The sequence below is a fragment of the Caldicellulosiruptor acetigenus genome (assembly GCF_026914305.1).
Lineage (GTDB): Bacteria > Bacillota > Thermoanaerobacteria > Caldicellulosiruptorales > Caldicellulosiruptoraceae > Caldicellulosiruptor > Caldicellulosiruptor acetigenus.
The window spans coordinates 1207193-1228759 of record NZ_CP113866.1 but is presented as its reverse complement, the minus strand read 5'-3'; the positions used below and the strand labels follow the sequence as shown (position 1 = coordinate 1228759).

Below are 21567 nucleotides of genomic sequence, written 5' to 3'. Positions count from 1 at the left end.
TTTCTATCAGTAATTTTAAATTCTATATGTCATTTCTTTATCAAATTATCTTCTCATTTCATTTTATCACTTTAGATATTTTTTGCAAATATATTATGAAGCAAAGATGGAAATAATGAACAGATTATGATGATACCCCATTCAAGACTTTTCAAGGGACTTACCTCAAATACTATACCCAGCTGTGGTATATATATTACCAGTAAAAATAAAACAAACGATGAAATTACAGCAATTAAAAGGTATATGTTTCCGAACAACATTGAAAATACATTCCTTTTATTTGTCGAACACTCAAAGGCAAAAATGAGCTGAGATATTACAAGTGTAGCAAATGCAACTGTTCTTGCCGTTGTGAGGTCATAGCCTTTAAAAAGAGGTAAGTAAAACGACAAGGTTGCAAATATGCCGATTGAAAGCCCTCTTAATACTATTTCTTGCATCAGTCCACCTGCAAAAAGGCTTTCTTTTTTTGGTCTTGGCGGTCTTCTCATTAAGTCTTCATCACCTTTGGAAAGAGAAAGAGCTGCTGCTGGAAGACCATCTGTCACAAGATTTACCCATAGAATTTGCATGGGCAAGAGGGCAATTGGCAAATTTAATATTGAGGTAAAAAGCATTATCAATACCTCGCCAATATTACAAGCAAGAAGATATTTAACAAACTTTTTTATGTTGTCATAGATAATTCTTCCCTCTTCAATAGCATGAACAATTGTGGCGTAATTATCGTCAAGCAATATCATTGAAGCAGCTTCTTTTGTAACATCACTCCCACTTATTCCCATGGCGATACCAATATCTGCTTCTTTGACTGCTGGTGCGTCATTTATTCCATCACCTGTCATGGCAACAATGTTCTCTTTTCTTTTTAAAAGTCTTACAATTTTTAGTTTGCAAAGTGGGTCTACCCTTGCAAATACCGAAATATTGTCAATATTCTTTTCGATAAACTTCTCATCCTTTTCAAGTTCTTCGCCTGTGACCACCTCTTCAAAGCTTTCTGCAATTCCAAGTTCCCTTGCTATTGCAAACGCTGTAAGTTTATGGTCACCTGTTATCATAACTGTTTTAACTCCAGCTTTTCTTGCCTTGCTAATTGCCAGCTTGACACCTCTTTTGGGTGGGTCTATCATTCCAACAAGCCCCAAAAAAATCATATCATCTACATCTTGTGAATTAAATTTCATGCACATAAGCAAAACTCTCAATGCTGCACTGCACATCAGTTCATTTTTCTTGGCAATTATCCTCTTTTCATAGGAGGTAAGTTCTTTTATTGTCCCATCTTGACACATATAAAACTTGCATCTTCCAATCAAGCTCTCAAACGCACCCTTGATAAATAAAATACTGCTATCACCATATTTTACTGTCACACCCATATACCGTTTGTTAGAATCGAAAGGTATTTCTGCCACTTTTTCTTCTCTTTTTATATACTCTTTATATTTTTTTGCTAAAACTAAAAGTGCTATTTCAGTTGGGTCACCGCTTGTTTTTAAGTCATTTCTTATTTTTTCTAACTCTGCATTATTGCAGTTAACAGCACACATCATTATGTAATCAAGAAGCTGATTTTTTACAATTCGGCCGTTTAAAAGAATCCTTCCTTTCAAATCATACCCTGTCCCTTCAACCTCTATGCTCATGTCAACTGTCTCTATCCTTTTCACAGTCATCTTGTTCTCTGTCAAAGTTCCTGTTTTGTCTGAACAAATAACATTTACACACCCTAAGGTCTCAACAGATGAAAGCTTTCTTACAAGTGCATTTTTCTTTGCCATGCGCTGAACCCCTATTGCCAAGGTAATTGTTACAACAGCAGGAAGACCTTCAGGAATTGCTGCAACTGCTAAACTTATTCCTATCATAAACATGTCGTAGATATTTTGTTTTCTAATTATTCCCAATATTACTATTACACTGCATATAGCAATACAAATTACAGCAAGTATTTTGCCAAGCTGGTTTAATCTGACTTGCAAAGGTGTTTTAGTCTCCTGTGTTTCTACCAGTACCTTTGCTATTTGCCCCATTTTGGTGTTAAGCCCTATTGAAGTAACCCTCATTAAACCCTTTCCTTTGACTACGTACGTACCCATATAAAGTTTATTTTCAGTGTGAACATCCTTGTCCACGGCTATAGACTCACCTGTTAAGATAGACTCATCAACCTTCAGTGAATATCCTTCGACTAATACTCCATCTGCTGGAATTCTGTCTCCCTCTTCAATTACTACAATGTCTCCTACTGTTACATATTTTGCTTCAATTACTTCTAATTTTCCGTCTCTTATAACTTTTGCTTTGTAGGAAATATAGTTTTTTAAAGATTCTAAAGCTCTTTCGGCTTTGTATTCCTGAATAAATCCCAATGTTCCGTTCAAAATTATAAGAAAAAAGATAACAATAGCATCTAAAAATTCGCCGAGCAAAAATGACAAAGCTGTAGATACAGCCAAAATCAGAACCAGGATATCTTTGAACTGGTCTAAAAATATTGAAAGAGGTTTTTTTCTTTTTTCAATCTCTATCTCGTTTATACCAAATCTTTCCAAATTCTCTTCAGCTTCTTTTAAAGAAAGCCCTTTTTCAAAGCTTTTAAGATTGTTTACCATCGTGGTTTTATCATCCTCGCCTGAATATCTATAAACAATATTATTAAAAAGCTCAATGTTTTATGAAGAACAAATAAAGGCTTAAAAAAGTGAGCTAAATATTAAAATTCTTATATTTATTTTCACATAAAACAGGTTTATAATGTATTAAAGTAGCAAGTAAATGAAAATTTAAGTTTGGAAGGGTGCTTCTTACGTGGACAACTTAAAAAGATTATCACCATATTTTCGAAAATATAAAAAATTTTTAATCCTTGGTTTTGTTCTCATTTCAATATCTATAACCCTTGGAATGGTAAATCCATATATCTCTAAACTGATAATTGACCAAGTAATTTCAAAGAAAAAGTATCATTTGCTTTTACCATTTGTCATCACAATGCTCAGTGTAAGCTTGGTGCGGGGTCTTATAAGATATGGTCACTCATTATTATTTGAAAAAGTATCCCAGAACATACTTTATGAACTAAGAGAAACGCTTTACAATTTTTTACAAAGACAGACCTATGAATTTTATGACAAAACTCGAACAGGAGAAATCATGGCACGCATGACAGGTGACTTGGAAGGAATTAGAATGTTTTTCTCCACTGCCTTAGCTCTGCTTGCCGAAAATATTTTGAACTTTTCGATATCCCTTACCATAATGTTCATTTTAAATGTAAAGCTTACACTTGCTTTGCTTCTCTCAACTCCGATATTGCTAATCTTGGTTTATGTTTTTGATAGAACCATAAGACCAGAATTTATTAAGATACGAGAAAAGTACTCAAAACTTAACACAGCGACTCAGGAAAATATTACAGGCATCAGAGTTGTAAAGGCTTTCTCACAAGAGAACTTTGAAATAGAGAAATTTTCGTCTGCCAACAGCGAATACAAAGAACAAAATATCACAGTGGGACTTATCTGGGGCAAATTCTTTCCTATGATTGAAGCAGTGACATCATTACTTGTACTGATTATTTTCGCACTGGGCGGTTTTATGGTAATTAAAAATTTAATTACAGTTGGAACACTTATGGCTTTTCAAGGATATCTTTGGGCTATAATTTGGCCTCTGAGGTCATTGGGATGGATTATAAGCATGGTGGAAAGAGCAAACGCTTCTTGCGAAAGAGTATTTGGATTGCTCAGTACACCTGTCAAAATCAAAGGAAAGCCAACTCCATTTGAAGTTAAAGAAGGGTATGTAAGGTTTGAAAACGTGTATTTCAAACACTTTGGAAATCTTGTCTTAGAAAATATCAATTTTGAAGTAAAACCTAAAATGAAGGTTGCTATAATGGGACCAACAGGTTCAGGAAAATCTTCTGTGGTAAATCTTATACCCCGTTTTTATGACGTATCAAGCGGAAGAGTACTAATAGACGAAATAGATGTAAGAGACTACGACCTTAAAAAGCTCAGAAGCGCAATCTCTGTAATTCCTCAAGAGACATTTTTGTTTTCTGACACTATTGCAAATAACATAGCATACGGCGTGGAAAATGCTTCTCTTGAAGATATCATAAACGCCGCAAAACTTGCTCAGGCACATGAGTTTATTATGGAATTCCCAGATGGATATGATACTCTTGTTGGAGAAAGAGGAATTGGCCTCTCAGGTGGTCAGAAACAGCGAATTGCAATAGCAAGAGCTCTTTTGAAAAAACCCAAGATATTGATCCTCGATGATGCAACATCAGCGGTTGATATGGAAACAGAATATTTGATAAGCAAAGCGTTAGAAGAATATTTCAAAGATTGTACCGTATTTATCATTGCTCATAGGATTTCAATGGTAAAAGACTGCGACTTGATACTTTACCTTGAAAATGGAAAGATTGTAGAACAAGGAACTCATAGTGAACTTTTAGCTAAAAAAGGCAGATATTATAATATATTTGTTCAGCAATACAAAGATATTCTGAGTACACAAAAAGAAGGTGATAGGTTTTGAGCAATTCCACAAAAAGACTTAGAATTGAAGAAGATGAACCAATAACAAAACCTTTTAATTGGTCACAGTTTGTAAGACTTTTGAGATATATAAAGCCATATAGAAGGTACTTTATATACTCTCTTCTTCTGATGATGCTTGCTACATTCTACAACCTTGCCGGACCGTATTTGATAAGATTGGTTATTGACTTTGATATTCCCCAAAGAAATATCCATGCTCTTTTGTATAAGGCAGTTTTCTATATTGTACTTACTTTACTGTACGTAATAAGTCTTCGTGTAAGAACCATCTTTATGACAAAACTCGGCAACAGTGTGGTCTCAGATATTCGAATGCATCTTTTTATTCACCTTCAGAAACTATCTCTTAACTTTTTCGACAGTCGACCCGCAGGCAAAATAATGGTAAGGGTAATGAATGACGTGGATTCTTTATCAGAGCTTTTGTCTAATAGTATTTTAAATGTGCTGGTTGACACTTTAAGCCTTTGGGCTATCATAGTAATAATGCTTTCAATCGATATAAAACTATCCATTGTCGCACTTGGAGTGCTTCCTTTGTTAATCTTAATAATCATGATATTAAAAAACTCAATAAGAACAAGATGGCAAGATGTTAGAAAGAAATCTTCTACTCTCAATGCTTATATACATGAAAGCATACAAGGAATGAAAATAACTCAGGCTTTTGTCAGAGAAGAAAAAAATGCTGAAATTTTTAAGATGCTCAACACTACATTTAAAAATACATGGATGAAAGCAATCAGAGTAAACAATCTATTTTGGCCAACCATAGAATTCACTGGAACTCTTTCGAGCGTTCTCATATTTCTTTTTGGCATCTGGATGATGAGAAAGGGGTACACAACACTTGGCACAATCATAGCATTTTCTAATTATATGGGAATGTTCTGGCAACCTATTAACAATATATCTAACTTTTATAACCAGCTGCTGGTTGCAATGGCATCAACCGAACGTATATTTGAAATTCTCGATACTCAACCAGATGTTCAAGATACCAAAGATGCATATGACTTGCCACCAATTAGAGGTGAAATAACGTTTGAAAATGTTTCTTTTTCATACGACGAGGAAAAACCTGTTTTAAAAGATGTTTCATTTACTATTAAAGCTGGTGAGACAATTGCGCTTGTAGGCGAAACAGGTGCAGGAAAAACCACAATAATAAATCTTATTGCAAGGTTTTATGACCCTCAAAAGGGAAGGATCTTGATTGACGGGCATGACATTAAAAACGTAACTTTATCTTCTTTAAGAAAGCAAATGGGCATAATGCTTCAAGACACATTTATATTCTCTGGTACAATTGCAGATAATATTCGATATGCAAAACCTGATGCCACAATGGATGAAGTAATTAGGGCTGCAAAGATTGTAAATGCTCATGAGTTTATCATGAAAATGGAAAACGGATATGACACAGAGGTCAACGAAAGAGGAAGTCGCCTCTCTATCGGTCAAAGACAACTCATCGCATTTGCCAGAGCACTTTTAGCTGACCCAAAAATACTGATATTAGATGAAGCAACCTCAGCAGTAGACACTCAAACAGAGGTCTTAATCCAACAGGCTATAGAAAAGCTAACATCGGGCAGGACCTCAATTATTATAGCTCACAGACTGTCCACAATCAGAAATGCAGACAGGATATTTGTCATCCACGATGGACAAATTGTTGAAGAAGGCAGTCATACTCAGCTTCTTGAGAAGAAAGGTTATTATTATAATCTCTACACTTCACAGTTCAAATATTTTGAAAAATAATAATCTTAAGTAAAAAATGGCTGGTCCAAAAGTAGCCAGCCATTTTTTATGATTCATGCCTGGTATCTGTTTATTGTACTAAGAAGCTGTGTCTGCCATTTTTCATAAACCGGTATTATTTCGTTTTGATACTTGGCAAGAAGCTTTTCAGCTACTGGCTGCTTGTACATCTGAAGAAGCTCGCCCAACCTTTCCTGAAATTCATTTTCTGTGTTCTGAAGACTTTCTACGTCAAACTCATCTTGAATTACTCTCAGAGCACTTGAAATACTCAAAAATGCTTCAATAATATCGTTTAAAAGATAAAAAGAGTCTTCAAACCTTAGCTGCGGAATTTGAACACTTATGATATGCTCAAAAGCTTCTGACATGGTAGAGGTAAGCTCATTTATCTTTTGGACAATCTCTAAGTACTTTTCATTCATTTTTCTAACCCAACCTTCCTAAACTTAGTGTAATATGTATTTTATAATACCACAATAAAATCAAGATTTCATCCATTAAATTGAAAAAGGGCAGGAAAATTTCCCCCGCCCTTTTTCAGTAATTTGACATTCATTATTTGAGTTCAACTTTTGCTCCAACTTCTTCAAGTTTCTTCTTGATCTGCTCAGCTTCTTCTTTTGAAACATTTTCTTTGATTGGCTTTGGAGCACCGTCAACAAGGTCCTTTGCCTCTTTCAATCCAAGACCAGTTATCTCTCTTACTACCTTGATAACTTTGATCTTGTCGCTACCAGCGTCTGCTAAAATAACGTTAAATTCTGTCTTCTCTTCTGCAGCTGGAGCTGCTGCCTGAGCACCAGCAACTGGAGCTGCTGCAACTGCAACTGGAGCTGCTGCTGTAACGCCAAACTCTTCTTCTAAAGCTTTTACCATCTCAGAAAGCTCTAATACTGTCAATGTTTTGATTTCTTCAATCAATTTTTGAACCTTTTCGCTTGCCATCTTCTGAACAACCTCCCATTTTAAAATTTTTTTATTTTTTTATTTTATGTTAAGCACTCTGCTTTTTAGCAATAGCATCGAGTGCCAGAACAAGCTTCCTAATTGTACCAGAAAGTACATATACAAGACCAGACATTGGCGCATTCAAGCCACCAAGCATCTTTGCAACAAGCTCTTCTCTTGACGGAAGTTTGGAAAGTGCGTCAACCTCTTTTGCAGAAATTACTTTGCCTTCAATAAATCCGCCTCTTATTTCTAACTTTTCAAGGTCTTTTGCGCCTTCTTTTAATACCTTTGCAACCTTTACAGGGTCGTCGTATGAAAATGCAACGGCAATAGGTCCTTCAAAGAACTGCTCAAGTTCAGAAAGATTATTTTCCCTTACAGCAAAGGTAAACAAAGTCTTTTTTACAACCTTGTACTCAATTCCTGCTTCTCTTAGCTTCTTTCTGAGCGCTGTGTCCTGTTCGACGGTAATTCCATGATTGCAAACAATCACACCAGCTTTTGCTTTGGACAGCTTTTCCTTGTACTCATTTAAAAGTTGCTCTTTTACCGCTCTTGACTTTGCCAACAAATTCACCTCCCTTTTGTATCCTATAAAATTATTAAAGCCTCTTTAAGTTCACCTTAAAGAGGCTGTAATTATCCTTCCCCCATTCAGCCAACAATAAAAGACAATTTCAAGCCATCTTGGCCGATGGGTTTTAAAATAATTACAACCTCGGTAGGCAAACCTTTAAGCAAAGTACCTTTAAAAGTACTTTGCACCTACTGTCTTCGGTTGTAGGCTATTCACTTTTTGAATTTTAGAACATTTTTATACTATTATAACGGTTTTAATGGATTTATTTTAATTCCAGGTCCCATTGTTGTTGCTACTGTGATGCTTTTTATAAACTGTCCTTTTGCAGCAGCTGGTCTTGCTTTGATGATTGCATCCATTAGTGTTCTATAGTTTTCAAGAAGTTTCTCTTTACCAAATGAAACCTTGCCAATTGGACAGTGGATTATAGCTGTCTTGTCAAGCCTAAATTCAACTCTACCAGCTTTTGCTTCTTTCACAGCTTTTGCAACATCCATTGTTACAGTCCCTGATTTTGGGTTTGGCATCAAACCTTTAGGACCTAAAATCTTACCAAGTCTTCCCACCAAACCCATCATATCGGGTGTTGCAATACATACATCAAAGTCTGTCCAGCCTTCATTTTGAATCTTTGCAACAAGCTCTTCTGCACCTACATAATCTGCTCCTGCTTCTTCTGCTTCTTTTGCCTTGTCACCTTTTGCAAAAACTAAAACTCTTACGTTTTTACCTGTACCGTTCGGCAAAACCACAGTGCCTCTTACCTGTTGATCAGCATGTCTTGGATCAACGTTTAATCTTACATGAACTTCAACCGTCTCGTCAAACTTTGCATAAGATGTTTTTAATGCAAGTTCAATTGCTTCTTCCGGGTCATAAAGCTTTGTTTTATCGACAAGTTTTGCGACTTCTTGATATTTCTTACCTCTGAACATTCTCTTTATAAACCTCCTTTGTGGTATTTGCGGCTATAAATTAACCTCCCACACCTACCTAAGGTGCAAAAAATATTAGTCTTCAACCACAATTCCCATGCTCTTTGCAGTACCTTCAATGGTTCTCATAGCAGCCTCCAAAGATGCAGCAGTCAAGTCTGGCATCTTTTGTTCAGCAATCTTTCTGATAACATCTCTTTTTAATGTAGCTACCTTTTGCTTGTTTGGCTTTGGAGACCCGCTTTCAATTCCCGCAGCTTTCTTCAACAGAACTGATGCTGGAGGCGTCTTTGTAATGAATGTAAAAGACCTATCAGAATAAACAGTTATAACAACTGGAATAATCAATCCAGCATCTTTCGCTGTTCTTTCATTAAACTCTTTGCAAAACTGCATAATATTAACACCATGCTGACCCAATGCAGGTCCAACTGGTGGTGCTGGTGTTGCCTTGCCTGCTGGAATTTGAAGCTTTATTTGTGTTAATACCTTCTTTGCCATTTTTCTTTTTCACCTCCTGTTTGACTTGAGTTTAAATATATTATAATCTTTCTACTTGGTGGTAATCAAATTCTACAGGAGTTTCTCTCCCAAATAGGTTGAGCATTACTTTTACCTTTTTTCGTTCTCTGTTTATCTCAACAACTGGCCCATAAAAGTCAGTGAACGGACCAGATACAACCTTCACATTGTCACCAACTTCAATGTCAAATACCTCCACAACCTCTTCCTTGATACCCATCGCTTCTATTTCTTCATCTGTAAGAGGTGTGGGTTTGGATTCAGGACCCACAAAACCAGTCACGCCTCTGACATTTCTTATGGTGTACCATATCTCATTGTCCATTACAGCTTTGATTAACACATACGAAGGAAATTTCTTTTTTTCCTTTACAATCTTCTTTCCATCTTTAATTTCAGTGACAAGTTCTGTGGGAATCCTTATGTCTAAGATTCTATCAGACAAATTTCTATTTTCAATTATTTTTTCTAAATTAGCTTTTACTTTATTTTCATAGCCTGCATAGGTATGGACAACATACCATTTTGCTCTTTTATCGCTCATTTTGAAGGGCTAAAAGCCCGCCCTCCTTTTTTCTCAAGAATTGCTTTTTATTTTATCTTCAATAAAAGTTTGAAGATAAGCTGGTCATATATAAGGTCAGCAAGCAAAATGAACACTGTGAAAAACAGTGTAAATGTCAACACTACAATTGTGTGCTTTACCACCTGTTTTTGAGAAGGCCATACAACCTTCTTCATCTCTATTCTAACATCTCTAAAAAATTTTACAGTTTTTGCCCACCATTCTTTAAAACTCAACTTCTTTTTGTTCACTTGAGGTTTTGCAACTACCTTTTCCACCTTTTTCTTCTCCACCATTATTCACACATCCTCTTTCTTAACTATTTAGTTTCTCTATGGATGGTGTGTCTTCGACAAAACTTGCAGTACTTTTTAAGCTCAAGTCTATCTGGGTCATTCTTCTTATTCTTTTCTGTCGTGTAATTCCTGTTTTTACACTCAGTACATTCAAGATGAATTATCATTCTTGCACCTTTTGCTGCCATGTTCTATTGTTCACCTCCATCTCAAACCTTCTATAAATGACCTCATCCTTTTCCTCTTTTCTTTTTTCAGAACAACACTTTGTATTCTTCAACAATGAAAATTAGCAAAAAAAAATAACCCTTCTTTTCTTGACTTTTTAAATCTATCATAAACAATTAAAATTGTCAATAACTAAAATGGAGCCCACGACCGGGCTCGAACCGGCGACCTCCGCCTTACCAAGGCGACGCTCTGCCTGCTGAGCTACGTGGGCGCTTACAAAAATAAAGGGGAGCATACCCCCCTTTTTGTCATTTGGAGCGGGTGATGGGAATCGAACCCACGCTGCCAGCTTGGGAAGCTGGTGTTCTACCATTGAACTACACCCGCACTACCATTTATTATTTTAATACGATTTGCTCAAGATGTAAAGTCTTTTTTTATTCATCCAAAAGGCCTTTGCTCTTGAGATACTCGTTTAGCTCGTCTACAAGCTTTTGCGCATCTATTCCATGAAGCGCACATGCCTCTTCAATGCTTTCCCCTTGAGCAGAAGGGCAACCCAAACAGTGAAGACCATTGTTCAAAAATATTGGAATGGTCCCTCTATCAATTCTCAATACATCTGCAATTATTGTATCTGTTGTAATTCTTGGCATTCCTATTTGCCTCCTTCTTGAGATAAAAGTATCACTTTTTATATTATACCACAATTTCAATCGGAATTCTACCTCTTTTTTTCAAGATAGAACTTTGCCACCACAAGGTCAGAGTCTTTATCTACATCCTGCCCCAATTCAGGATATGTAGAGATGATAGCTTTAGCTTTAACCTTAAAAACCTTAGATACCCTTTTTTCAACTTTCTGGATTGAAAGTCTCTTGGTTAAAAAAAGCAACAAAATGGTAGGCCCTATTAGCCGCGCCATGGCAATAGGATTTTTTCGCTTTTCCACAAGCTTTTCGGCAAGTGAATAGCACTTTTCAAATACTGATGGAGTTATTATAATGGCATTACCACCAGTAAATGTTCCTTCTTTCACAGTTCCATATGTCCTTTTCATCTGAGGGTATTTCTCATCGTTTATGCTCTTTTCAACAATAGGATAACAGATATCTGCACCTGATTTTATCGACTCTTCGATAAAATGATCTATCGCCTCAGCGGTAATAAAGGGCAGGTCTGCAGTTAAAAATAAGATTTTTTTGTCATCGTTCAAAAATTCTATCGCTTTTTTGGCATTTCTCATTATTGAGGTGTCTTCTTCAACAAATTCAACCTGTGGATACTTTAAAATTAAAAATTCTTTTAGCTGAACTGGGCCTACAACAACTCTGCGCGAAATATGCTTGGAGCTGCATACTGCATCAAGCACATACTCTATTAAATATTTTTCTCCTATCTTTATCAATGCCTTGCACTCATAAGGAGTACCTGATTTGTTTTTATCAGATCCAGCAAGTATTACAGCATTTATCATATTTTTCACCTTTTTGTTAAAATTTTAAGCTGTTGATAAGCTCTATTTCCTGATTTTTTATATGTTCTTCTGCTATCTTCTGTGCTTTTTCAACATCTCCACTTATAATTGCTTCTACAATCTCATTGTGTTCTTTTAAAAGATTTTCATTTTTCCTGTAAATCTCTTTAAGATATATTATCCTGAACCGGGTTATCTGCTCGCGAAGGTTATTTATTATGTGCTGAAGTTTCTCATTCTTTGCACCCAAATATATCAAGTCGTGCAATTTTATATCGTCATTTATCATTCCTTCAATATTTCCCGACTTAAAATTCTTTTCAAATGAAGAGAGAACCTTTTTGAGCTGCTCCTTTTCAGATTTTGTCATTCGCTGGGCTGCAAGACCTGTCGCAAGCTTGTCAAGTGCAGCCCGTATCTCCAAAACATCCATTATCTCTTTTTTAGAAATATCTGCAACATAAGCACCTTTCCGGGGAAGCATCACAACAAGCCCTTCAAGTTCAAGTTTTCTTATCGCCTCTCTGATAGGAGTTCTTGAAACTCCAAGCATTTCTGCAAGTTTTATCTCCATAAGCCTTTCACCAGGTTTTAAATCGCCGTTTACAATCATGTCTCTGAGCTTTTCAAACACAATCTCGCGCAGAGGCTTGTAGTTCTCTATTAAAAAATAATGTGACTCATTCTTCTCATTCATTTTTTATCACAACTCCTACTATACTAAAATTCCTAAACTCCACTGCCTTCACATGTTGTAGTCAAGATAATTTCTTTTATAAACACCTTGAGCCTCTCTGCAGCTTTTAAAGCATCATACTTGTTGCCAAAAATCCCAAATACAGCTGGCCCGCTTCCTGTCATAACTGTCCCAAGAGCATTGTTATTTCTCATAATGTCCTTGACTCTGTTTATGACTGGATACTGATTTACTGTAACCACCTCTAAAACATTGCAAAGGTTCTTTGCTATCTCTTTTACATTACCTTCTTCAATTGCCGAAATCATAGCTTCAATGTTTGGTCTCTTTTTTATCTTGCTAAGATCCAATGCCTCATACACAGCCTGCGTAGAAACATATACCTCTGGTTTTGCAATGAGGATATTCATCTGAGGAGCTGCCTTAAGCTTTATCACCTTTTCGCCAATTCCCTCACAGAGGGCTGTGCCGCCTACCAAACAAAATGGAACATCAGCACCAATCTCTCTTCCAATTTCCATAAGCTGCTGCTCAGAAAGATTTAGCTCAAATATTTCATTCAGACCTTTTAAAACTGCTGCTGCGTCAGTGCTTCCACCAGCTAAACCTGCAGAGACCGGAATGTTCTTTTCAATATGTATTCTCACACCTTGCTTTACTCCAAAACGCTCTTTTAAAAGTGAAGCCGCAATGTATGCATGGTTTTTATTGTCAGTTGGAATATTTTCACTTGAAGTTGTTACAATTATACTGTCTTCTTCTATCTTTTCAATATTGATTATATCATACAAATCCACTGTTTGCATTATAGTTCTTATTTCATGATAGCCATCTTCTCTTTTCGAAAGCACATCTAATGCTAAGTTAATTTTAGCATAAGCCTTGAGTTCCAACTCATTCCACACCTTTCGCAATGATGATTGTAAAGAGTCATTTAATTGTTTAATTGTGTATATTGTATTCTTCTATTTGGCCTCAAAACTATATTATCACAAAATGTAAAGAAATATGAGGAAATTGATTCTTACAATTATAATCACAAGATGAGATGTAATAAAAAAAGACCATATTCTCTTCATGGTCCCTTAAATACTTGCTCAATTATAATATTACACTATGTGTCCAAAAACTTGCAAGCACTTTTGTAGCGGTAACAAAAAAAATCCTAATAAAAAATTAAATGGCGGAAGGGGTGGGATTCGAACCCACGGCCCGCTTCAGGCGGGTCACTGGTTTTCAAGACCAGCTCCTTAAACCACTCGGACACCCTTCCGCGAAAATCTTCTATTTTCGATGCAAGATTTATTATAAAACATCTGATGTGATATGTCAATAACCCAAAACATCCTCATTCACCATCTTACCTTTTGCTTAATATATTGATACTGAAATTCTAAAATTGGTTGTGGGAAAATGTGCGGATTTAGCGGATGGATATGCTTTAGCGCAGACATCTCTGAATTCCAGGATGTAATAACAAAGATGACAGATGTACTTAGTCACCGTGGACCTGATGAAGAAGGATATTACATCACCAAACATGCTCTGCTCGGGCACAAACGACTCACCATTATTGACCCTGAAGGTGGCAAACAGCCAATGATCAAATTCCATAATCAACAAAAATTTATTATAGTTTACAATGGTGAGCTTTACAACACTCAAGAGCTTCGGGCAAAGCTTCAAAGCTTAGGGTATCATTTCAGTTCATACTCAGACACCGAAGTTGTGTTGACCTCATATATTCAATGGAAAGAAGAGTGTGTGAAATATTTAAATGGTATATTTGCTTTTGCCATTTTTAATGAAACCAACAATGAACTTTTCGTAGCTCGGGATCATTTAGGAGTAAAACCGCTATTTTTCTCTCTTAAAAATGACAATTTTATTTTTGCTTCAGAAATAAAATCTCTTCTAAGGCATCCTCTAATCTCTACTAAGGTGGACAAAGAGGGTATTTTTGAGCTTATAGGTCTTTGCCCTGCAAGGTCTCCATTTTCAGCAATTTTCAAAGATATCATAGAACTTCCACCTGCACATTATGTAATATACAGCAAAAATAGATATGAAATAAAAGAATATTGGCAGTTAAAACCCGAAAAGTTTGACAAAACAGTAGAGGAAACCATTGAGATAGTTAAAAACCTTGTCAAAGATGCAATAACAAGACAGCTTGTTTCTGACTTTGAAATATGCTGCTTTCTATCAGGCGGGTTGGATTCGACCATTATTACAGCTATTTCTGCTAACCAGTTAAGAAAAGAAGGAAAAAGATTAAAAAGTTTTTCTATTGATTATAAGGATAATGCAAAATATTATAAATTTAATCAGTATCAGCCCACCTTAGACAGCACCTATGCTAAGATAGCTTCAAAAAGTATAGGTACAGACCACATTGTAGTTGAAATTGACAATGAACTTTTATGCGATGCTCTCTTACATGCCACAGTTGCAAATGACCTTCCTGGCATGGCTGACATTGACTCATCACTTTTCTTGTTCACAAGTGAAGTGAGAAAATATGCAAAGGTTGCCCTATCGGGTGAGTGCGCTGATGAGATTTTTGGTGGATATCCCTGGTATTGGAGAGAGGATTACAAAAATTTCGAAACCTTTCCATGGTCGCCTTCATTAGAATTTAGAAAAAATATTCTGTCGAAAAAATATTCAAAATTTGAGCTCGAAGAGTATGTTAACTCAAAGTATAAAGAGTCGGTTGGAAAAGTAAACTACCTTGACAGTGACTCTCAGGAAGACGTAAGACATAGAATTTTGTACTACTTGAATGTTAAGTGGTTTATGGTAACGCTTTTAAACAGAAAAGATAGAATGAGCATGGCAAATTCTTTGGAGGTAAGAGTTCCATTTGCAGATTATAGAATTGTAGAACTTTTGTACAATGTTCCTTGGAAGATAAAATACCTTGAAAACATGGAAAAAGTACTTTTAAGGCGTTCATTTGAAGGAATTATTCCCGATGAAATAAAGAATCGCAAAAAAAGCCCTTACCCTAAAACCTATAATCCCGAGTATCTCAAAAAAACAAAGCAAAAGGTTTTAGAGATTATAAAAAATAACTCTCCTATATTTGAGATAATAGATAAGACTTACTTGGAAAACATAACAGAGAAAGAATTTTTTCCCTTAGATAAACCCTGGTTTGGTCAGCTAATGACCCTCCCACAGTTTTTTGGATATATCATCCAGCTTGATTTTTGGGTAAAGAACTACAATGTAGACTTCGAATAAAAATAAATTAGATATTGTATTTTTATTCATTTTGGTTTATAATTTATTTGACAACTTTTTAGTATTGAACTTAAGCTGAGATTTTGGTACTCTTTTATTTAAAAATGCTCAAGAAGGAGAATGGAAATGAAAAAGGCGATACTTGTTTTAGAAGACGGGCTGACATTTGAAGGAATTTCACTTGGCAGTGAAGGCGAAACAATTGGTGAAATTGTATTCAATACATGCATGACAGGATACCAAGAGGTGCTGAGTGATCCTTCTTACAATGGCCAGATTGTTACAATGACCTATCCTCTTATAGGCAACTACGGAATAAATAGTGAAGATGTGGAGTCATACAAACCTCATGTTGAAGGTTTTATTGTCAGAGAGGCATGCAAAACACCTTCAAATTTCAGGGCTCAGAAGACATTGCATGAATATTTAAAAGAAAATAATATTGTAGCAATTGAGGGTGTAGATACACGAGCTATAACAGAGCACATACGAAATAAAGGGTCAATGCTTGGTATAATCTCAACAGAGACCGACAATAAAGAGGTTCTCCTGAGCAAAATATCTGAGTACAAAAAACAAAAGCCAGCTCTGGTAAAAGAGGTTTCAACCACCAAGGTTTACAGAATTGAAGGCAGTGGCAAGAAGGTTGCTGTTTTAGATTTTGGAATTAAGCAAAACATCTTGAGAGAACTTTCAAAAAGAGGGCTTGATTTATATGTGTTTCCATATAATAGCTCACTTGACCAAATGATGAAAATAAATCCCGAGGGTTTTGTATTCTCAAACGGACCGGGCGACCCTACTGACTTAGAAGAAATCTTCCCTACTTTGAAACAAATAATAGAGTTAAAAAAACCTATCCTTGGAATTTGTCTTGGCCATCAACTTTTAGGTTTGTGTTTAGGACTTAAGACATACAAGCTGAAATTTGGTCACCATGGAGGAAACCACCCGGTTAAAGACTTGATTTCCGGCAAGGTTTATATAACCTCACAGAATCACAACTATGCAATTGAATATAAAGAATATGAAAAAATAAAAATCACACATGTAAACGTAAATGACAAAACTGTTGAAGGGTTTGCTCATCTTGATTTGCCCATAGTATCTGTTCAATACCATCCTGAGGCAAGCCCGGGTCCACATGACTCAAAATATATATTTGACCAATTTACTAAGCTTTTGAATGGAGTGTAGAAAAAGATGCCAAAGAGAAAGGACATAAAAAAGGTTTTGATAATAGGCTCAGGTCCGATAGTAATTGGGCAGGCTGCTGAGTTTGACTATTCAGGAACTCAGGCCTGCCGCGCTTTAAAAGAAGAAGGAATAGAAGTTGTACTTGTAAACTCCAACCCCGCAACAATCATGACTGATACAGAAATTGCTGATAGGGTATATATTGAACCAATTTCAGTTGATTATATCGAAGAAATAATCAAAAAAGAAAGACCACAGGGACTTTTGGCTGGGCTTGGTGGTCAGACAGCACTCAATATGGCTTTTGAGCTTGCCGAAGCAGGAATTTTGGAAAAGTACGGAGTTTCTCTTCTTGGAACATCGCTTGAAACAATTAAAAAGGCAGAAGACAGGGAACTTTTTAAAAAGACCATGATTGAAATTGGAGAACCTGTGCCAAAAAGCATCATAGCACACTCTGTACAAGAAGCTATAGAATTCGCAAGAGAAGTTGGATACCCTGTTATTGTTCGTCCTGCCTATACCCTTGGCGGCACAGGCGGTGGAATTGCTTATAATGAAGAAGATCTGAGATATATCGCAAGCAAGGGATTGAAACTTTCTTTAATTCATCAGGTATTGATTGAACAGAGTGTCCTTGGCTGGAAAGAAATAGAATATGAGGTCATGAGGGACAGCAACGACAACTGCATCACTGTGTGCAACATGGAAAATATAGACCCTGTGGGAATTCACACAGGTGACAGTATTGTTGTTGCTCCATCTCAAACTCTTTCTGATAAAGAGTATCAGATGCTTCGAAGTGCTTCTTTGAACATAATAAGAAGTCTTAAAATTGAGGGCGGATGCAATGTTCAATTTGCGCTAAATCCAAACAGCATGGAGTATGTTGTAATTGAGGTAAACCCAAGAGTGAGCCGTTCATCTGCCTTAGCATCAAAAGCAACAGGGTACCCTATTGCTCGAATTGCTGCAAAAATAGCAATTGGTCTTACACTTGACGAAATAATAAATCCTATCACCCAAAACACATATGCAAGCTTTGAACCGTCTATAGACTACGTTGTTGTAAAAGTGCCCAGATGGCCGTTTGACAAGTTTGAAAAGGCAGACAGACGACTTGGCACACAGATGAAGTCAACTGGCGAGGTCATGGCAATTGGAAGAACATTTGAAGAAGCATTTTTGAAAGCAATAGATTCACTGGATGTTAAGATTAACTACCAGCTTGGGCTTAAAAAATTCGAAGAGATGACAGATAGCGAACTTTTAGAGTATATAAAAACTCCAAATGATGAGAGAGTTTTCGCAATATGCGAAGCTCTTTCCCGAAACTATGACTGCAAATTCATCTCAGACCTCAGCAAGATTGATTACTTCTTTATTGAAAAGTTCAAAAACATAGTTGATATGTCAAAACAGCTCAAAAAATATGATATAGAGTCTCTGCCATATGAGCTTTTGCAAAAGGCTAAAAGGCTTGGATTTGGCGACTCATACATTGCAAATCTTTTAAAAGAAGATGTTGATGAGGTAATAGAAATAAGAGAGAAATGTAAGCTAAAACCTTCTTTCAAGATGGTTGACACCTGTGCAGGTGAATTTGAAGCAAAAACACCGTATTTCTATTCCACATACGAAAAAGAAACAGACTTAGTTGTAAGTTCAAAGCCCAAGGTAATTGTAATTGGTTCAGGTCCTATAAGAATTGGTCAGGGAATTGAATTTGATTATTGTTGTGTTCATTCAATATTCGCGTTGAAAGAAGAAGGAGTTGAAGCTATAATCATCAATAACAATCCTGAAACAGTATCAACAGACTTTGATACATCAGACAAGCTCTTTTTTGAACCTCTAACAAAAGAATGTGTTTTAGACATAATAAAACAGGAAAAACCAATGGGCGTAATAGTTCAATTTGGCGGTCAGACTGCAATAAACATGGCTTCATACCTTGCAAAAAACGGTGTGAAAATTCTTGGAACTTCTATGGAAAGCATTGACACTGCAGAGGACAGAGACAAATTTTTAAATCTTCTCAAAAACCTCAATATTCCTTATCCTCCAGGTGGGGCTGCATACAGCTTGGAAGATGCTGTGAGAGTTGCCGAAAAGATTGGTTATCCTGTTCTGGTAAGACCATCTTATGTTCTTGGTGGAAGGGCAATGGAGATTGTCTACAGCCGTGATGAGCTTGAAAAATACATCAAAGCTGCAATTGAGATATCAATAAAGCATCCTATTTTGATCGACAAATACATCCTTGGAAAAGAGGCAGAAGTTGATGGAATCTCGGATGGAGAAGACGTGTTAATACCTGGGATCATGGAACATATTGAAAGAGCTGGCGTTCATTCTGGAGACAGCATGGCAGTGTTTCCTCCCCATACTCTATCTGAAAAGGTAAAAGAAAAAATTGTTGATTATACCATAAAACTTGCCCGTGCATTAAAAGTTGTAGGACTTTTCAATATTCAATTTGTAATTGATAAAAATGAAAATGTTTATGTAATAGAAGTAAATCCTCGCGCAAGTAGAACTGTGCCAATTTTGAGCAAGGTTACAGGAATTCCTATGATAAAGATTGCAACCAAGCTCATACTTGGCAAAAAGCTCAAAGACTTGGGATACCAAACTGGCCTTGTAAAAGAACCAGACTTTTTTGCAGTAAAAGCTCCTGTATTTTCGTTTTCCAAACTATCCAAGGTTGATGCATACTTAGGACCAGAGATGAAATCCACCGGTGAAGTTCTTGGTATCTCCAAAAACCTAAAAGTTGCTCTTTATAAAGCTTTTATATCCTCCAATCATAAATTTACAAAAAACGGAAGCTGCTTGATTTTAGCACCTGAAAGTGAAAAGGATGCTATACAGCAGATCATAAGAAAACTATATGAAGTAAACTACAAAGTGTTCCTCTTAGATAGTATGAAAGATTATATAAAAGGTTTAAATGTTGAGTTTATAGACAAAGAGACTGCTCAAAAGTTGCTACTTGAAGACAAATTCTCGTTTGTAATAAATATTCCATCCAAAGACAAAATGCAAGAGTTTGGGTTTGTTTTGCGAAGGCTTTCTGTTGAGTTTGGAATCACAACATTAACATCGATTGACACAGCACTGTATTATGTGGATGTTCTATCTCTACTTCATGAGATTGAAAAAGATATTTACTGTCTGAATGATTTATTTAAAGATGAAAGGATGAAGTACTATGAGACATTTTCTTCATCTAAATGACCTTTCAAAAGAAGATATTCTGTATTTGGTTGAGCTTGCAAACAGGCTTAAAAAGGAGGCTAAAAGAGGTTTTTACTTTCCGTACTTAAAGAACAAAGCACTGGGACTTATATTTACAAAGGCTTCAACAAGGACGCGTGTATCATTTGAAGTGGGAATCCATCAGCTCGGTGGATATTCACTCTATCTTGGGAAAAACGACCTTCAGCTTGGCAGAGGTGAAACAATAGAAGATACAGCAAAGGTCCTGTCGCGCTACCTTGACCTAATTGTTATAAGAACATATGAACAAAAAGAGGTTGAAGAGTTTGCAAAATACTCTTCCATCCCAGTTATAAACGGTCTTACTGATGATTATCATCCAACCCAAATCATAGCTGATTTTCAGACAATTTTTGAGGAGAAAGGAAGGCTGAGCAGCTTAAAAATCGCATATGTAGGAGACGGAAACAATGTAGCAGCCACACTTTTGGTAGGTGCAGCAAAGCTTGGTCTTGACATTGCAGTTGCAACTCCACCAGGCTATGAAATAAAAAAAGAGGTTGTAGATTTTGCACTTGATGAGGCAAAAAAGAGCAAAAGCAATGTCATCTTTACTTACAGTCCAAAAGAGGCTGTAAAAGATGCTGATGTTGTCTATACAGACACATGGGTTTCGATGGGTCAGGAAGAAGAAAAGGAAAAAAGAATAAGGGATTTTGAAAGATATCAGGTTGACACTTCTCTCATGAGATTAGCAAAGGATGATGCGATATTCCTGCACTGTCTTCCAGCATACAGAGGGTTTGAAGTAACCTCAGAGGTCATAGACGGTCCGCAATCGAGGGTATTTGATGAGGCAGAAAATAGGCTTCACGCTCACAAGGCTATAATGATTTTCGTGTGCCTTGGGAAAATTTGAACCAGCGGTTTTTCAAAGGAACTAATAAGGCTGCCCGCAAAGTCAAGGAGCTAAATTGTAACTCTGTTTGCTGGGCAGCCTTATCCATTTTAGTTTTTGGTGCTTCTGTATGTGTCTTTAAAAATCTCATAGTTTCCAAATGAAGTCATGCAAATCAATATTGAATTAATAATAAGAAGCACAATATCCTTAGGTGTATTTTGATGAGGTATGAAGATAAACGAAAGAATAAAAGTTACAACAAATGTGTATATTCTGATTACATAATCTTTACATCGTCTTTTAAAAATGCTTTTGGTAAACTGGACAATTATATTTGTAGCGATAGCAATACCAGCAAATGTCCCAAGCTGCTGAGCAGAAAAATAATTTTCCATTTTCCATCCTCAATTAATATATTATGTCTACTTCTATGATATTCACAAAAGGC

General features: G+C 36.2%; 20 protein-coding genes, 3 tRNA genes and 1 other annotated feature. Of the genes, 6 read left to right on the top strand and 17 right to left on the bottom strand.

The features are described from left to right. Window positions 1–71: 71 nt before the first annotated feature. Window positions 72–2621, bottom strand: a complete 2550-nt coding sequence (locus tag OTK01_RS06055) for a calcium-translocating P-type ATPase, PMCA-type (RefSeq protein ID WP_029228850.1) — start codon at window positions 2619–2621, stop codon at window positions 72–74. 196 nt (window positions 2622–2817) lie between these two features. Between OTK01_RS06055 and OTK01_RS06050 the strand changes: the two genes are divergently transcribed. Further along, a complete protein-coding gene (locus OTK01_RS06050; protein WP_029228851.1) occupies window positions 2818–4563 on the top strand; it encodes an ABC transporter ATP-binding protein in 1746 nt (581 codons plus the stop codon). Further along, on the top strand, window positions 4560–6353 hold the full coding sequence (locus OTK01_RS06045; protein ID WP_029228852.1) for an ABC transporter ATP-binding protein: 1794 nt from the start codon (window positions 4560–4562) through the stop codon (window positions 6351–6353). Before OTK01_RS06050 ends, OTK01_RS06045 begins: the two co-directional genes overlap by 4 nt. 53 nt (window positions 6354–6406) lie before the next feature. On the opposite strand, the gene OTK01_RS06040 is transcribed toward OTK01_RS06045, so the two are convergent. The 15 genes from OTK01_RS06040 to OTK01_RS05970 all read right to left on the bottom strand — a co-directional run bounded on the left by OTK01_RS06040 (window position 6407) and on the right by OTK01_RS05970 (window position 13823). Further along, window positions 6407–6778, bottom strand: a complete 372-nt coding sequence (locus OTK01_RS06040; RefSeq protein WP_013432821.1) for a hypothetical protein — start codon at window positions 6776–6778, stop codon at window positions 6407–6409. A gap of 133 nt (window positions 6779–6911) precedes the next feature. Further along, a complete protein-coding gene (gene rplL, locus OTK01_RS06035; RefSeq protein WP_013290327.1) occupies window positions 6912–7301 on the bottom strand; it encodes a 50S ribosomal protein L7/L12 in 390 nt (129 codons plus the stop codon). A gap of 49 nt (window positions 7302–7350) precedes the next feature. Next, window positions 7351–7875 carry a 50S ribosomal protein L10 gene (gene rplJ / locus OTK01_RS06030; protein ID WP_013432822.1) on the bottom strand — a complete coding sequence of 175 codons (525 nt, stop codon included), beginning with the start codon at window positions 7873–7875 and terminating at the stop codon, window positions 7351–7353. A 24-nt stretch (window positions 7876–7899) separates the two neighbouring features. Beyond that, window positions 7900–8103 (bottom strand) — a sequence feature (ribosomal protein L10 leader region). A gap of 26 nt (window positions 8104–8129) precedes the next feature. Next, window positions 8130–8822: a 50S ribosomal protein L1 gene (rplA, locus tag OTK01_RS06025; protein WP_013432823.1), complete on the bottom strand. Its 693-nt coding sequence runs from the start codon at window positions 8820–8822 to the stop codon at window positions 8130–8132. A 75-nt stretch (window positions 8823–8897) separates the two neighbouring features. Further along, window positions 8898–9323, bottom strand: coding sequence for a 50S ribosomal protein L11 (rplK, locus tag OTK01_RS06020; RefSeq protein WP_013290324.1), 426 nt, complete (start codon window positions 9321–9323; stop codon window positions 8898–8900). A gap of 40 nt (window positions 9324–9363) precedes the next feature. After that, window positions 9364–9888, bottom strand: a complete 525-nt coding sequence (gene nusG / locus OTK01_RS06015) for a transcription termination/antitermination protein NusG (RefSeq protein ID WP_013432824.1) — start codon at window positions 9886–9888, stop codon at window positions 9364–9366. 47 nt (window positions 9889–9935) lie between these two features. Further along, a complete protein-coding gene (gene secE, locus OTK01_RS06010; RefSeq protein WP_013432825.1) occupies window positions 9936–10205 on the bottom strand; it encodes a preprotein translocase subunit SecE in 270 nt (89 codons plus the stop codon). Window positions 10206–10228: 23 nt separating this feature from the next. Beyond that, complete coding sequence (gene rpmG, locus OTK01_RS06005; RefSeq protein WP_013290321.1) at window positions 10229–10393, bottom strand: 50S ribosomal protein L33; 165 nt, start codon at window positions 10391–10393, stop codon at window positions 10229–10231. Between the two features lie 178 nt (window positions 10394–10571). Continuing rightward, window positions 10572–10647: transfer RNA gene (locus tag OTK01_RS06000), tRNA-Thr, on the bottom strand. A 42-nt stretch (window positions 10648–10689) separates the two neighbouring features. Beyond that, window positions 10690–10763: transfer RNA gene (locus OTK01_RS05995), tRNA-Gly, on the bottom strand. A gap of 50 nt (window positions 10764–10813) precedes the next feature. Next, window positions 10814–11032, bottom strand: a complete 219-nt coding sequence (locus OTK01_RS05990) for a DUF1858 domain-containing protein (protein ID WP_013290320.1) — start codon at window positions 11030–11032, stop codon at window positions 10814–10816. Between the two features lie 68 nt (window positions 11033–11100). Continuing rightward, window positions 11101–11853, bottom strand: a complete 753-nt coding sequence (locus OTK01_RS05985; RefSeq protein WP_029228853.1) for a nucleotidyltransferase family protein — start codon at window positions 11851–11853, stop codon at window positions 11101–11103. 16 nt (window positions 11854–11869) lie between these two features. Beyond that, window positions 11870–12550 (bottom strand): GntR family transcriptional regulator, encoded by a 681-nt coding sequence (locus tag OTK01_RS05980; protein ID WP_029228854.1) that lies wholly within the window; start codon window positions 12548–12550, stop codon window positions 11870–11872. A gap of 32 nt (window positions 12551–12582) precedes the next feature. Beyond that, a complete protein-coding gene (gene ispE, locus OTK01_RS05975; RefSeq protein WP_029228855.1) occupies window positions 12583–13443 on the bottom strand; it encodes a 4-(cytidine 5'-diphospho)-2-C-methyl-D-erythritol kinase in 861 nt (286 codons plus the stop codon). A gap of 288 nt (window positions 13444–13731) precedes the next feature. Further along, window positions 13732–13823: transfer RNA gene (locus OTK01_RS05970), tRNA-Ser, on the bottom strand. 140 nt (window positions 13824–13963) lie between these two features. Between OTK01_RS05970 and asnB the strand changes: the two genes are divergently transcribed. The 4 genes from asnB (at window position 13964) to argF (ending at window position 21137) form a co-directional block, all read left to right on the top strand. Next, complete coding sequence (gene asnB, locus OTK01_RS05965; protein ID WP_029228856.1) at window positions 13964–15799, top strand: asparagine synthase (glutamine-hydrolyzing); 1836 nt, start codon at window positions 13964–13966, stop codon at window positions 15797–15799. A 126-nt stretch (window positions 15800–15925) separates the two neighbouring features. Next, window positions 15926–16996, top strand: coding sequence for a glutamine-hydrolyzing carbamoyl-phosphate synthase small subunit (gene carA / locus OTK01_RS05960; RefSeq protein WP_029228857.1), 1071 nt, complete (start codon window positions 15926–15928; stop codon window positions 16994–16996). Between the two features lie 6 nt (window positions 16997–17002). Next, entirely contained in the window at window positions 17003–20236 is a 3234-nt protein-coding gene (gene carB, locus OTK01_RS05955) for a carbamoyl-phosphate synthase (glutamine-hydrolyzing) large subunit (protein WP_029228858.1), read from the top strand. After that, a complete protein-coding gene (argF, locus tag OTK01_RS05950) occupies window positions 20211–21137 on the top strand; it encodes an ornithine carbamoyltransferase (RefSeq protein ID WP_029228859.1) in 927 nt (308 codons plus the stop codon). The genes carB and argF overlap by 26 nt, the downstream gene beginning before the upstream one ends. A gap of 89 nt (window positions 21138–21226) precedes the next feature. Here argF and OTK01_RS05945 read toward each other — a convergent pair whose 3' ends face one another. Continuing rightward, the gene (locus tag OTK01_RS05945) at window positions 21227–21514 is read right to left on the bottom strand and encodes a hypothetical protein (RefSeq protein WP_013432832.1); all 288 of its coding nucleotides are present in this window, start codon (window positions 21512–21514) and stop codon (window positions 21227–21229) included. Window positions 21515–21567: the final 53 nt, after the last annotated feature.